Genomic DNA, 13905 nt, shown 5'->3' on the forward strand with positions numbered 1-13905 from the left:
CCTGTCATTGCCTTCCTGACGTTACACCACAAATAAAAGAACCGGAACAGCAATCCACTAACAGGCTTTTCAAAATTGGCGGATGTTTACTTTCCGGCTATGGTCTGCCAGGCTAAAGATAATAAGCGCGTTGTGCTGCTCTTTTACATCGACCGCTTGCTGCTGGCCGGTAACCAGCTGGCGGCCATTGTGTGTATCTACGGAAAAGGTAAACGGTTTTACAGGCAGATTGAACGAAAAGCAGCCCGCAGCATCGGTAAGTGTGGTGCGCCTGTTTCCCTGCTGATCCGCAGCAATAATGGTAATGCCCTCTAATGATGGCGCCTCCTGTAAATAAGCATTTTTTTCAACCAGGACCTTGCCGGATACGACCACTGTTTTTATCAGTCCCACCCTGAGCGTTTGGTTGCGTGTTAACGACAATTGCAGTGGTTCGGGCAACCACCACCCGTTTCCGTTCTGTATGCGTAATTGGTAGGTAGCCGGCTTCAGATTTGTAAACGATACTTTTCCTTTCCGGTTACTTCTTGCCAGGGATCTGTCCAGCCCGGCAATTACATTTTCAACAGGTACCTCGTCTTTATCCCAGATGCCATTTGCATTTGCATCGCCAAAAAACAGAAAGGAAAGGCTCTTATATCCGGGAGCATTTTTCTGCATAAATGATTTTGTAATGCTTAGCTGCGCCTGCAAAAAGTTATAATGCGGGTGCTGCGGGTAGGTATTGTAGCTAACCTGTGCGGCGGCTACCCAGGTATTGCCAAAATGAAAACCCAGCTTGCTTTGGAGGGCATGCGACCAGCCCCCGGAGTAACCGTAATAGCTGAGGTTATGAGCAGCTTCGGCCTCCAGCTTCTTTTTCAGGGCAAAAAAATGTACATACGGACCAAGGGCATATTGCCGGAACTGCCCCCGCTGCCAGGGCATGGGCTCCTGCATCAGGTAATAAGGATTGTGCTGCAACAGGGCGTTGAAGCCTACCAGCCGGTTATTATAATTGAGCCGCCACTGCCATACCGGATAGTTCTTATGCTGCAGATAAGCGTTATTGCTTCGCACCTTTCCATAATCTGTTGTGAGCATCAATGAGTGGCCCTTTTTGCTGTAGGAAACATCGGCGGCCCCGTGCCAGGAGGCTGAACGCAGCACCAGCTCCGCACCGGCTACTGTCTGATGGAGCTCCTGCGTAAAAAAATAGGGGTGTATATTCAGAAGCCAGTGGCCCATTGCTGTTATAAAGCCGGCCTGGTATTGGGTCGTTTTTGTAGTGAAGCCGGCCGGATAATAGTACCCCAGGTAACTGGGACGGTTGCTTACCACTTCGTAGTGTACAAAAATATGCCGGCGCGTATTAAGGTGGTAATCCATATGTTCCTGCAGTAACAGCGCCCCCCGCCTGAGGCCTCCATAATACGGCGAGCTGTAATAATTGTCGGAAAGCAGGCTCCACCTGCCGGCCTGGTACCGGTAGCGGATGCCGCCGGCATATCCTTTTTTTGCAGTTGTTTTATCCCCGGAAAGCATTTCATGGCTGTAGCCCGCTTCTACCTGCAGCATTTGATCGCCGTTGAGTTGCCAGCCGGCCCTTGTGCTTGCCAAACCTTTTTGTACGCCGGTCAGCGGGTCCTTTTCTGTAAGGAATATCATCCTGCTGCTGTTGTTCCGGCCGGAATGTGTATAGCTTCCCGCCCAAACCGCAGCGCCTTCCCGCTGCGCATTCACTTCCGAAAACAACAGGTAATTATTTTTAATATAATACCCGCTTACTGCATCTCCGGAGTCCAGGAAAACAGAAGCTTTTATTCCTTTACCAAATAAAGAATAATCAAGCTCTTCCGATATATTGCCCGCCTGTATGCCGAAGTATTTGTTACTGTAAGCGATCCAGGAATCGAACATTTCTGCACCGGAAAATGGCTTACGGTAATAATTAAGATTCAGGTGATAGCGGAGCGTATCGTTGTCCGAGGGCTGTATAGTACCCCTGGTGCTTATTTGATGATAGCTGAACCCGTTGTTGGTGCTCCAGTAACTGAGCTGCGCCATATTGTTCGCCAATGAAGCACCGGTATTGCTGATGGTCATTGCGCTCTTTTCGCTGCCCAGGGTCAGGACTTTTGTATACGCTGTTGCCAGCTCTTCGCCGGAGGATGGGTCTACGGCCCGGATGACCAGGTTAAAATCCGGCGCATAGTTTTGAACAAGCCTGTTCCGTAAATTAAGCGTGAGCCACTGCTGGCCTCCCGGTGGCAACGTAATCATCCGGTCATTGTCGACGGCCGTTAGCCCCCCGGGATAGGATTGAAGCAGCAGGCGGAAGGTAATGCTTTGATAACCATTATTCACACAGTGTAGCTGCACCCTTCCTTCGTTGGAAGAAGCGCTCAGGTAATTAGCGGTATTGGCCGACGAAAGGAAAAGCGGCCGTTCGGATGGGGTGCTGATGAAAAAGGACGCCTGTACAAAACCTGCTTCCCCGGCAACCAGGTACGTTGCTATTATTTTATTGCCTTTCGCTCGGAGCAGGGCAGCGCCCGCCAGGTATTTTACAAACAACTGTCTCTTTTCGCCGGCACCCAGCCGCACGGTATCCGGCAACCCGATCAGGGCAAGGGAATCGTGAGCGTCGCTCACCAGGACCAGCGGGTTTTTTGTATGGTTGCTGATCAGCAGCTTATTGGAAAACGTTTCGCCATAACGGGTAACAACGGTATCCGCCGCAAAAGAAAAAGATACTTTTTGCTGCTGGCCGAAAGAAAAAACAGCGGGCAAAAAGGCGCAAAACAACAGCAGCCATTTTCTATATAAAGAAAAGAAAACACATAAGGAATATTTGCTCAGCAAGTTATAAGATTGTTTGGTTGTAGAGGGGGTTACTCCCGGGCAAAGTAACAAAACCCCTTTTAATTTAAAGGCAATAGCAGCAGAATAATTTTTTTTCTGCAGAATGTTTTTTCTCTATTTTTGATTTTACAACGCTCATCTAAAACTAAGTTGTTTATGAAAAGAATTTGCAAGCTGGCAGCTTCGGTTGCCCTGATCTGCGGGTGCACAGTTACCGCCACCCACGCCCAAACCACCGGTACAACAGAACTTAATGTTGTCATTAACCCCCTGCTCAGCATCACGGTAAACGATGCGGAGGTTCCGCTGGCCTTTACAACGCTGGCCGATTACCAGACGGACGGGGCATCGGCGGAGATGACCGGTCATCTGACCATTACCAGCATTTTGCCTTACACGGTAAGCCTTGCCGCCAATACAGCTACGCTCAGCGGTACAGGCACAAACACCGATGAGATCAATGCATCTGCGGTAACAGTTACAGCACCGGCCTCTACCAACAATAGCGCCCTGCCCGGCAACGATCTGAAAACGATCAGTGCGCTTTCGATGACCGCCCAGGATCTCATCACCGGCTCTTATGCACTGGCGGCCCCTGCTGATGTTACCTACTCCATTCCCCAGTCGAAAGTGGTTGCCGAGATCCTGGGAAAAACGCCGGATACTTATACTGCAGTGCTCACTTATTCCATTACCAATCCTTAAATAGCCCGACAAAAGAAACGTGTTTTTCATTCCTCAAAAAAATAGTCTCATACAAAACCGGAACGTGCTGCGTAGTTCCGGTTTTATTTTGACGCTCATTGTATTATCAACGCTTCTGGGTTTTAAAACAATGCATGCGCAGGGGGTATCGGTTACCCCATCCCGCATTTTTTTCAGCACCCCGGCCGGGCAATCCGCCACCAGGCAGATAAAGATCTCCAATACCGATAAGGCCGTGCTTATATTAAATGCCCGGCTTAAAGATTGGTACCGCGATAGCCTTGGAAACAAGATCTATGCAGAGGCCGGCAGCCTTCCGGCTTCCAACGCCCGCTGGATGCGGGTGGATCCGCTGCAGCTTGTTTTACAGCCGGGTGAAACCAAAGAAGTGACCGTTTCGATACAGGTGCCGGAACAACCCGTACCGGTAACCAACAGCATGCTTTTTCTGAGCCAGGTAAATGAACGGAAACCCGTGACCGGCCTGGATGCCTCCGGTAAAAAAGTAGCGGTGATCATAAAAGTAGAAGTTGGGGTCCATCTTTATAATACGCTACCCGGACTTGGCCGGAAAGATCTTGAATTTACAACCTTTGGCGATAACGGTTTTATAACTGATTCCATCAGGCAGCTGGTCATCACCATCCGCAACAACGGCGAAGTGCCTACGGACGCAACGCTCCGTTTTGAGCTGACCAATAAAAGTTCCGGCGATAACATCCGGTTGCCGTCCAGGGCTATTTCTATGCTGCCGGGTTCCGTGCAGGTAATTCCTATAAATGTGCCCGCGCGCCTGAGCAAAGGCAGGTACCAGGCCGCAGCCATTTTAGACAGTGGCGACGGCACCGACCTGAAAGTGGCGCAAAAAGAAATAACGTATGAATAGAAAGCGTTTCAGCGTTCTGCTCCTGTGCTGTTTTTTTTTGCCGGCGGTCAGGGCGCAGAACCCAACGCTGATCATTAACAGCGACAATATTTCCGGCGAAGTATCCACCAGCAACGCATCTTTTACGGCCAACAGCTGCTTACTTGCCCTGGGGGCCAAAATACAGGTGCAGGCCAACGCAGATTTTTCTCCGGCGCTAAACCCTTCCATATTATCCAAGATCAAACTGCTTGTTACCGCAATCGGGCCCAATATCAGTCTTGGCGGTTCGGCCACGGAACAGCCCTTGAGCACCTCCAGCCAGCCCCTGTATTCCGCGCTTCTGACCTTGCTCAGCAGCGGTGGGGTAACCATCCGTTACCGCATTCCACAAACGGAGATGGTCCACTATGCCTGGAAGGCGGGCACCTATACCACCAATCTTAGTTTTACAACTCCCGGGGGCACGCTTTGCCTGGGCACCAGCACGTACCCCGCCAGTCTTAGTGTAGTGGTAACCCCGTTCATAAACTTTCCGGTCCCTTCAGGGCCCACACTTACAGTGAACGACCTCAACTATTTTCGTACTGCTACGCTGAGTGGCAGCACCATCCTGCCATCTGTTTATACCGTACCGCTGGGACTGCGGGTAAAAACGGGGGCCGCCAATTTTGCTTACAGCGATGGTTATCCTGGTGCCACTAATCCCAATACCGGTACGGACCAGGTATCTGCAAAGATCCCGGCTCCCGTTCCCGGCCCCGCCATTGCCCTGAACACCACCTACCAGGATCTGTCGCCGGCGGGCGGGTTTGCTGTCCCGGAAGGCAATACACAAAACAACACGGTCAGTTATACCATAAGCCCTGCCAACCTGAAAGCCGGGTTTATTCAAAAAGGCACTTATACCGTTCCTCTTTATTTTGAGGCTTTTGATGCAGGTACCGTTCCCCAGGTAAGCACCATAGCTCAACCATCTGCGCTTACCGTTAACGTGGAGGACATGGGTGAACTGCTCGTGCACAACAACGAAGCCTCCCTGTCTTTTAGCGACATAAACGACTATACAAATGGCGTCAGCACCAGCATAGCGAATGCTCTTACGATCAGCAAGACCACGCCCTATGACGTTTATGTACGCTCCTCTTCGCCCAGCCTGGCGAGTGGCAGCAATACGATCCCTGTTGGCTGCATTGCTATCGGACCGGGCAACGGCGATCCTTCCGTATCCACCATTTCGCTTTCTGCCGTATCTCAAAAGATCATCTCCGCGGCGGCGCCGGTAATTGACCGGCAGGTAGCCCTTCAATACAGTATCGGACCGGATAAAGTAGAACAGGTGCTTGGCAAGCCGCCCGGTACCTATACCACCACGGTAACGTATAGCTTTGTGGCGTTGTAACGGACCGGCGTCCAAAGATCGGAACCTTTGTCTTATGGCGAATACCTGCTGCATAACAGCCCCGTAGAGATGTTTGCTATAACCTCAGATCTTCAGTTCGCTAAAACCCCATACTCCAAATGGATGTTTCGACGGAAGAGCGCTCATTCTGATGCTGCTTCCTCTTTCCCGCTCATATGCTTCCGCAGCTGTTGCTCGCGGTCTGCATCCCAATAAGCATTCTGCTGCGGGTATGCTTTGTCTGCAATAATGATCCAGTTGCGATGACCCAGCAGCGGCAGCTGGTCCCGGAACTGTTCCTGCCACCCGGCGGTCTTATTGCCCGGAATATCCGGCTGCCGGCAGGCGGCAACACAAAGGATGAACCCTATTGCTGCAATAGAAGATCGAACATATTTCATTTCCTTTTTTTATTTGTGTACGCTTTCAGCTGATGTGAATGATCAGCGATTGTCCGGCGCTGAGGATTGCAGCTTTTTCTAATTCAATGATGATATCGGCTTCTTTCCGGCGGAAGGTCGCCGGTATTTTTTTCCCGTCCGACAGCACCACAATCGTTTGTGCTTTTCTGTTTACAAAAGAAAGCGCGCGGAGCCGGAGCCTTCCGTATTTTACCCGGATGGCGCAGGTCTGTTTTCCGTTTTTCGTCTGCTGCTCATAGGTTCCCCAGCCTTCAGCGGCAGTGAACGGCGCTTTAAAATGTGCTTCGCCCCATTTTGGTGCGAACCGGATATATCCCCCGGGGCCATGGTACTCAAACCCGCAGGCCGCAATGAAAGTGCCGTAACTGGCCATGGCGCGGGCGTAATGATCGCTGCATTCAATTTCGTTGAAGGGGTTTCTTTTGGCCGCATGATACCGGTCGTGAATGGCCCTTGTAAGCACCAGCGCTTCATCTGTCATGCCTTCCGCCATCATATGACTGGCTACCTGGTGCTCAAACCCACTCATGCATTCATGGAAATAGCCCAGCTGCCAGGTTACATTATTCCCATAGGGCTTTTCTTCGTTCCTGGGATTGGTATTCATCACCATGCCCCCTTCGCCCGGCAGGGCATAAGGACGGCCACCGGTATGTGTTTGAATATAGGGCCCCACATCCGGAGCAAAATTATATTTCCAGAGCGCCCGTAAGGCCGATCGTGTTTTTTCCCTGTTCCAAAGCCTTCCTATGCCCACCTGATGCGCCCAGCTTTGACCATACACCTGGTCTATATGACAGGTATTGTAGGAGCCCAGCTTCTTTCTTCCCTGCACCGGATCCGGCCGGTGTATAAAATACTCGCCGTTAAATAAATGTTCTTCCATATTCCTGCAACCTTTCTGTACGTAGGCATTGCAGACAGCTGCAAACGCCGGGTCATTCATTTCCGCTGCCATCAGCGCCGCGGCTTTAGCGGCGGCAATGCAGAGGCCCACGATCCAGGCGATCTCGCCTTCCCATACGGCATCCAGGGTATTCTCCATCGGCGTATCCGTCATGCCATCTCCGTTTTTATCCTGTGCCAGCATAAACCGGGTCGCTTTTTTTATCTGGCCCCAATTATCGTTCAGGAACCGGTTGTCCGGGCTCATCTGGTGTTCGCGGTAAATGCGCAGGATGGTACCGGCCTGCCCGTCTATAGCGGGGCGGCTTTCATACTCTGCCCTGAAAATAATTCCGCCATCTTCTTTCATTGCGATGCCCAGATCCGTCCGCTGCCGGGCGTCTCTTTCCAGCGATGGAAATATCCGGCCCATGGCCTGGGCATATTGCCACACATGCGTGCAGGTACCTTCGCAGGCGTTTACCCCTTCCCAGGCCCAAAAGCGGCCATTGGCAAACCGATAGGTATTGGCTGTGGCCAGGGTGCCGATATTTAAAAAAGTCCGCTCCAGGAGCCAGTGCGGCAATGTGGAATCATAGTAGGTCTGATGCCACAAAAGGGTTTGTGCATGCAGGGTTTGAAATTTCCCGGCTACATAGGCGCCAACTTCTGCAGCATTTTTATGCTGCACGCCAAAATAATAGCCCTCGCCGCTGGTCACTTCTTTAAGCCGGTTCAGCTTTTGCAACGGGTGGTTAAAATGCCAGCTGATCACAAAATCCACCCGTTCCGTTTTACCGGCGTCCAGGGTCCTGGACGTGGCAATACTGCCGATCAGTTTTTCCAGCGGACCGCAGGCTGCAAGGGCCTCATTCGCTTCTGTAAACCCCTCCTGCGTAAGCGGCCAAAGGCGGGCGTTCGTATTTACCGTTGCGTCCTTTCCGATATAGGTAAGGCAGGTAGAGCCGGCATCACGCTGCCGGCCGGCCTCCGCTTTATCCGGTTTGAATACGGAATACGTGCTGGTAAACTTTTCATTCCTGATGGCCGTGTTCTGCTTTGTGCCGTCGCCTTCCTTTGCGGTTATTTTCTGCGCACCATTCTCCAGCCAGCCAAGTACAGCGGTCTTTACCTGCGTTCCGGTTTTGTTCTTTAGCTGTATCGAATATATAGTGGAGGGCAATGAGGAATTGGCTGCATCCAATGGAATAAAGATGCCCCCGGCCTTTACAATGACCTCTACCGGAAAACCGGGGTCGCTGTAATGAATCGTTGCCACGGGGTAGGTGGCTTCAAACCGGATCTCTTCCCAGTCTTCTTCCTTCAGCTCTTTAATATGTATACCCTTACCGGTTTGTACCATAATGGCAAAGCCCTGCGCCAGTACTCTTTTATTGTCCGCAATTGCCGGTTCCACATAGCTGGCCCCGTCGCGGTTGCGGACCTTTACTTCTTTGGTGCCGTCATTCCACAAAACCGTTTTGGGATCTATGCCTTCCCGGTCGTCGTTATAAACCCCCCATAGCCACAGACGGCCATCACCACCCAGGTACACCGTTCCCGTATGCAGGCCACCGGCGGGCATGCCGATGTACTTCAGCTCATTCCTGCTTTTCAGATAAGTGGTTGGCCTGCCTCTTTCATATAATGACCGGACCCATTGCGCATCCAGTCCTTTTTTTGCAGGAATGTTATGAACAGGGAAGGCCCCGGCCGGCGCGGAAAGCAGCTTTGCCCAGGAAGGAAGGTTTAATGCAATAAGGCCGGTAGTGGTCAAACCTGTTTGCTTTATAAACTGCCGGCGCGATGGATGCTGTTGCTTCATGTATGTTCAATATTTAAAGATTCTTTAAATGCCCGCTATAACCGGAGGATCAAATGCCTGTATCGTCCCCCGGAATTAGCCGATATGATTTCAGCACTGAATTGATTCAATATTTTATCCGCCTGCAAACCTGCTACCAGAAAGGAAGTGTATTGCCGGCTCAGGGGCACTTTGTCTGCGCGGGATCTGTATTTTTTCCCAAAGGATATCGGCAAACAGCTTTTCTTTAGCAGCGGCCCTGAAAAAGTCGATGCTTTTATTATAGGCTATCTTAAACAAAAACCCATCAAAGTGCTCAATGCCCGGCAGTAATTCCCGGGCGACCCACAGCTTTAAAAAAACATCCATTACCAGCTCTTCTGCAACTTCCTTTGATTTTACGATCTTGAAAATATACTGGTAGATCCGGAAATGATACCTTTCATAAAGCTCCTTAAAAGCATTTTCGTTCCCCAATGAACATTGCCTTAATAGTTCGGTATTATTTGCAGGTACTGATGTCACGTTCCTAATGTAATTAAAATATTCTTTTCAGCAAGTTTTTCAAACTGCCCCTGTTCTTTGCTGCATTGCGGCCCAGGGCGCCGAAAATACAAAAACGCATACATTTTGATCCGCTTTCTTATTTCCTTAAGGGTGAATATATTTTTTGATGATGTAATCCGTAAGAGGCTTCAGCCTCAGGTGCCGGTCAACAGGATGATGTCCATCCGATGTATAAAACTCAATCGCGCCGTTCACTTTCACATACCAGATCCCGTCCTTAACACCGGAGGTGATGGTGTCCGGCCGCGTTATTTTCCTGAAGTGCCGGAGCCTGACCGTGTCCAGGGCAATGACCAATACATCGCCCATCTTCCGGCTGCAGGAAACCTGCTGGTAATGATCACCGGCCCAATACATACAGGCTTCCTGTGCAGGTAAGGCACTTTCCAGGGAGCCCGCCGCGCCGTGGTCTTTCCCAGCCCGGTAAATAAATATGCCGGCAAAGACCAACAGGGCACCGGCAATGAGCAGGTCTCTTATTTTAAGAGAAATGGCCGCCCGGGAAGCATTGTTTTTTTCCGGATAGGAAGACCCTCCCGGTTGGAAGACCGGCATGCTGTCCTTATCCGGTCCATCCTGCTCTTTTCCTGTTCCCGCGCTCACAGGTGTTGCTTCGTTGTAAACCGGTCGTTCGGGCTGAGCTGCTCCTTCCGCATCTCCTTTTCCTGTTTGCCCCATCTCCGTTATTGCTGTTTCCGCATCATAATTTTTCCCCAGTTCGTATGGTCTGGGCTCAAAACCGATCAGCCAGGCCAGCAACTCAATATTTTTATCGTCCGTATCCCTGGTCTTCTTTCTGAGAAATTTTACCAGGGGTTTAAAACGGTCTGTTTCGCATCGCTTTATTGCTTTTAAACGAGCCCCTTCATCTCCAGCCTGTCCAAAAAATACAGAGAACATGCGTTCGTCCTTCCGCTGGTATTCCACATTGTAAATAGCCATGCATTCCGCCTTCAGCTTGGCCGGGGTAGGGTGTGTCAGGCGTGGAGAAAGTGCACCCGCTGCCCTTTTTTTCTCATAAGCCTGCAGGACCCGTTTTGTATAATCAGCAAGCATCCTCAACAATTATCCCGTAAAACTAACGGAATTTATGGAATTCATCCGGCATTTCCGGAATCCCAACAGAATGTCCGGAATTACCGGAACCAACTATTAATCAACGCATTACACGAATATATCTTCGTCCTCGGAATCAGTTGTCTGCTCATTAGCTAAGAGCACTCCTGTACAGAGCTGGTTTCATCAGGGCATTGAAAAAGCGGCGGCAGATAACCGGCTTTGGGAAGCGTTTACCGGCTTCCGCGATCAATGCCCCACTACTTCCCAAACGCGTAAGAAGCGCTTCTTACCGCATTTAAATCCCTGCGCCATACGGCCTTATGGCCCGGCTGCAGTATTTCCTAAAATTTAAAACAATTAAAGATGATAGAGTTAATTCTCGCTTTTTTCCTGTCGCTGTGGCCCAACCACGCGCATACAAACGCAAACCATAACAATGGGGTACAGGTAACCGCCCAGGACGGCTCAACCGATACGGGCGGAGAAACGGAACCGATTCCGCCTACCCCTCCGCCGCCTAAGCCATAAGCGGCACCGAAGATAAGCGGCTGTATCAAAGCCGGCCGGCCTTTGCCGTCCGGAATGGTGCAGCCCTTATTTTTTTAACCCGGCTTCAATACCCGGGAAGTGTACATTTTTTTTTTACTTTTAGGCTAAAAGCTGTTTTGGGAAAACGATCCTTTCTTTTACCGCTGTTGCTTGCAGCCTTCTGTTTCCTCAGATGCGACCGTTCACGCAAAACGATACCCATTATTACAACCAATGATTATAAAAAAGGGGAGTCCTTTTATAAAACAAAAAGCGATTCAGCTTTTTATTATTTCAACAGGGCGGCTGTCAATTCCCCGGACAGCATACAGATTGCCATGGCATATACTTATATGGCGATCATTCAATCCAACGCCGGCGATTATTTCGGCAGCCAGGAGAATCTGTTACGCTCCTTAAGATACCTGAATGAACAAAAGGAAAAAGACCGCTATTGTCTTTTATCAAATTATAATGAGCTGGGCCGTACCAGTTCCAATCTGAAAAATTACGATGCCGCTATCGGGTACTACGACCAGGCCCTGCGGCTCATAAAAGATGATAACACCAGGATCATCGCTTTAAGCAATAAAGCAGTTACTTATCAGAAAAAGCAGCAATATGCAGCGGCCATTTCTATTTACCGGTCGATCATTGATGATACAAAAGAAGACAAAAAGAGATATGCCCGCATTTTATCCAATATGGCCAATGCCAAATGGCTGCAGGATCCCAGCTACAACGCCGCGCCCGAGTTACTGACCGCCCTGCAGATCCACAAAAACGAAAAGAATGAATGGGGGTTGAATGCCAGTTACGCCCACCTGTCCGATTACTACTCCCGCTTCCACCCGGATTCCGCACTGATCTATGCAGGCAATATGTATGCGGTAGCGCAGCGGCTTGGCAGCCCGGATGACGAAGTGGAAGCGCTGCAAAAATTAATTGCCCTGAGTCCGGCAGATGCGGCAAAAAAATACTTTGCCCGTTACCTGTATTTAAACGACAGCCTGCAAACCGGCCGGAACAATGCCAAAAACCAGTTTGCGCTTATCCGTTATGATGTAGAAAAGAACAAAATGCGGATCCTGAGTCTGCAAAAAGAAAATGCGGAAAAAAGGTTCCGCATCCTCCTTCAGCGGGCAGCCCTCCTGGGCACCATCCTCCTCGCAGCGGTAGCGCTCTTTTGGTACCGGCGGCAAAAACAGCGGGCCATCCGCGAACAGCGGTTAAAAACATCCCAGAAAGTACACGATGTTGTTGCCAACGGCCTTTACCGGATAATGACAGATATTGAGAACCAAAAAACAATCGAAAAAGAGCTCTTACTTGATAAGATGGAAATCCTGTATGAGCATTCGCGCAATATATCTTATGAACAACCGGAATCCGTCACCCAGGATTTTCAAAAATCGGTCATTGGGCTGCTGGAATCCTTTGCCACCGAAACAACCAGCGTATCGATCGTGGGCAATGACCGGGAAACGTGGGACAAAGTGCCCCGGCAGGTCAAAAAGGAGCTGGATCACATCCTGCAGGAGCTGATGACCAATATGAAAAAGCACAGTTCGGCAGAAAACGTGGTCCTCAGATTTGAGCTGCAGGCCGGCCGGTTGATCGTGCAATATACCGACGACGGCATCGGCATGGCCCCGGGTTCAACCTATGGTAATGGATTAACAAATACGGAAAACCGTATCCAGCATGTTGGCGGCCATCTTATTTTTGATAAGAAAACATCAAAAGGGGTGAAGATTCAACTATACATTCCAATTGCTTAAATCAACATGATCAAAAAAATTCTTATCGTCGAAGACTATGAAAGTTATAACCTTTCTGTACAAAAAACCCTGGAGGAGCTGGGCATCGCGGATCCCGACTACGTATATTATTGTGACGATGCCCTGATGCGCATCCAGAAAGCCGTACAGGCGGGCCAGTCCTATGATCTGCTCATTACAGATCTCCATTTTGAAGAAGATCACCGCAAACAGAAGCTCTCCGGCGGAGCGGCGCTCATAGCGGCCGCCCGGGAGATACAGCCCGACCTGAAAGTACTGGTATTTTCGGTAACCGGTATGCCCGCAGCCATAAAAACGCTCTTTGATCAACAGGAGATCGATGGTTACGTTTGTAAAGGCAGGGGAGATGCCAAGGAGCTCAAGCTTGCAATAGAGCAGATCAGCCAGCACCAGCGCCACTTTCCGCGGCAGCAGCTGCAACAGCTCAAGCAAAAAAATGCCCACAATTTCACCCCGCTGGATATTGTCCTGGTTTCCTGCCTGGCCAAGGGAATGCATCAAAAGGACATTCCCGCATACCTGCAGCGAAAGCAACTCCGGCCTTCAGGCCTAAGCAGTATTGAAAAACGGCTTAAGATCATGAAAGACGCATTCAACTTCTCCAAGAACGAGCAGTTGATCGCCTTTTGCAAGGACAAAGGGATCATATGATCTTTTCCAGCCGCATCTGCTTCCTGTAACACGATCCGTTGCCTCGGATACCCGCTCCGCCGGCAGCGGGTATCCGCCGTCTCCATTTGCCTGTAAAAAATACCGGCCGCGTCTTTTTACGGAAATCCGTAAAAAAGGTCGGTTTCGCCATTCTATTTTTGGATCCATCATAAAAAACAGTACCATGAGCCAGCGATGCGATGTTTTTACAGCCGCGCAAAACAAGCGCGATCACCCAGCACAAGGTCCGGTCCGTGCGTGGCTTCCTGCAATTAGAAACCGGGCGTATCATTGCTGCTGCCCATGCCATAACAATAAATAGCGGAAAATGAAATTCGGATCCAGAACGCCCTCCTTAAAAAAAGCGCATT

At 50.2% G+C, this 13905-nt stretch carries 11 protein-coding genes; 6 read left to right on the forward strand and 5 right to left on the reverse strand.

Annotated features, from left to right (window positions below; translation table 11 throughout):
- Window positions 1-69: 69 nt before the first annotated feature.
- The gene (locus B160_RS0109730; protein ID WP_157557982.1) at window positions 70-2787 is read right to left on the reverse strand and encodes an MSCRAMM family protein; all 2718 of its coding nucleotides are present in this window, start codon (window positions 2785-2787) and stop codon (window positions 70-72) included.
- Between the two features lie 213 nt (window positions 2788-3000).
- On the opposite strand from B160_RS0109730, the gene B160_RS0109735 reads away from it, so the two are divergent.
- The 3 genes from B160_RS0109735 to B160_RS0109745 all read left to right on the forward strand — a co-directional run bounded on the left by B160_RS0109735 (window position 3001) and on the right by B160_RS0109745 (window position 5816).
- Entirely contained in the window at window positions 3001-3549 is a 549-nt protein-coding gene (locus B160_RS0109735; protein WP_018627724.1) for a hypothetical protein, read from the forward strand.
- Between the two features lie 130 nt (window positions 3550-3679).
- Complete coding sequence (locus B160_RS0109740) at window positions 3680-4435, forward strand: fimbrial biogenesis chaperone (protein WP_018627725.1); 756 nt, start codon at window positions 3680-3682, stop codon at window positions 4433-4435.
- Window positions 4428-5816: a hypothetical protein gene (locus tag B160_RS0109745; protein WP_018627726.1), complete on the forward strand. Its 1389-nt coding sequence runs from the start codon at window positions 4428-4430 to the stop codon at window positions 5814-5816. Before B160_RS0109740 ends, B160_RS0109745 begins: the two co-directional genes overlap by 8 nt.
- Window positions 5817-5959: 143 nt before the next feature.
- Here the strand turns inward: B160_RS0109745 and B160_RS0109750 are convergent, their stop codons facing one another.
- The 4 genes from B160_RS0109750 to B160_RS0109770 all read right to left on the reverse strand — a co-directional run bounded on the left by B160_RS0109750 (window position 5960) and on the right by B160_RS0109770 (window position 10550).
- Window positions 5960-6217, reverse strand: coding sequence for a hypothetical protein (locus B160_RS0109750; protein ID WP_018627727.1), 258 nt, complete (start codon window positions 6215-6217; stop codon window positions 5960-5962).
- 25 nt (window positions 6218-6242) lie between these two features.
- On the reverse strand, window positions 6243-8948 hold the full coding sequence (locus B160_RS30555; RefSeq protein ID WP_018627728.1) for a GH116 family glycosyl hydrolase: 2706 nt from the start codon (window positions 8946-8948) through the stop codon (window positions 6243-6245).
- 114 nt (window positions 8949-9062) lie between these two features.
- Window positions 9063-9452, reverse strand: coding sequence for an RNA polymerase sigma factor (locus B160_RS28830; RefSeq protein ID WP_169540029.1), 390 nt, complete (start codon window positions 9450-9452; stop codon window positions 9063-9065).
- Between the two features lie 126 nt (window positions 9453-9578).
- Window positions 9579-10550, reverse strand: coding sequence for a hypothetical protein (locus tag B160_RS0109770; protein ID WP_018627730.1), 972 nt, complete (start codon window positions 10548-10550; stop codon window positions 9579-9581).
- 366 nt (window positions 10551-10916) lie between these two features.
- Between B160_RS0109770 and B160_RS31600 the strand changes: the two genes are divergently transcribed.
- The 3 genes from B160_RS31600 (at window position 10917) to B160_RS0109785 (ending at window position 13534) form a co-directional block, all read left to right on the forward strand.
- Window positions 10917-11081 (forward strand): hypothetical protein, encoded by a 165-nt coding sequence (locus B160_RS31600; RefSeq protein WP_018627731.1) that lies wholly within the window; start codon window positions 10917-10919, stop codon window positions 11079-11081.
- 137 nt (window positions 11082-11218) lie between these two features.
- Window positions 11219-12862, forward strand: coding sequence for a tetratricopeptide repeat-containing sensor histidine kinase (locus B160_RS0109780; RefSeq protein WP_018627732.1), 1644 nt, complete (start codon window positions 11219-11221; stop codon window positions 12860-12862).
- A gap of 6 nt (window positions 12863-12868) precedes the next feature.
- A complete protein-coding gene (locus B160_RS0109785; protein ID WP_018627733.1) occupies window positions 12869-13534 on the forward strand; it encodes a DNA-binding transcriptional response regulator in 666 nt (221 codons plus the stop codon).
- Window positions 13535-13905 lie beyond the last annotated feature (371 nt).

Source organism: Niabella aurantiaca DSM 17617 (assembly GCF_000374125.1).
GTDB classification, from domain to species: Bacteria; Bacteroidota; Bacteroidia; order Chitinophagales; family Chitinophagaceae; genus Niabella; species Niabella aurantiaca.

Bases quoted from the DNA above. Each gene is read 5' to 3' on its own strand.
- B160_RS0109735 (WP_018627724.1), top strand. From the start codon at position 3,001: ATGAAAAGAATTTGCAAGCTGGCAGCTTCGGTTGCCCTGATCTGCGGG.
- B160_RS0109740 (WP_018627725.1), top strand. From the start codon at position 3,680: ATGCATGCGCAGGGGGTATCGGTTACCCCATCCCGCATTTTTTTCAGC.
- B160_RS0109745 (WP_018627726.1), top strand. From the start codon at position 4,428: ATGAATAGAAAGCGTTTCAGCGTTCTGCTCCTGTGCTGTTTTTTTTTG.
- B160_RS0109750 (WP_018627727.1), bottom strand. From the start codon at position 6,217: ATGAAATATGTTCGATCTTCTATTGCAGCAATAGGGTTCATCCTTTGT.
- B160_RS30555 (WP_018627728.1), bottom strand. From the start codon at position 8,948: ATGAAGCAACAGCATCCATCGCGCCGGCAGTTTATAAAGCAAACAGGT.
- B160_RS0109770 (WP_018627730.1), bottom strand. From the start codon at position 10,550: ATGCTTGCTGATTATACAAAACGGGTCCTGCAGGCTTATGAGAAAAAA.
- B160_RS31600 (WP_018627731.1), top strand. From the start codon at position 10,917: ATGATAGAGTTAATTCTCGCTTTTTTCCTGTCGCTGTGGCCCAACCAC.
- B160_RS0109785 (WP_018627733.1), top strand. From the start codon at position 12,869: ATGATCAAAAAAATTCTTATCGTCGAAGACTATGAAAGTTATAACCTT.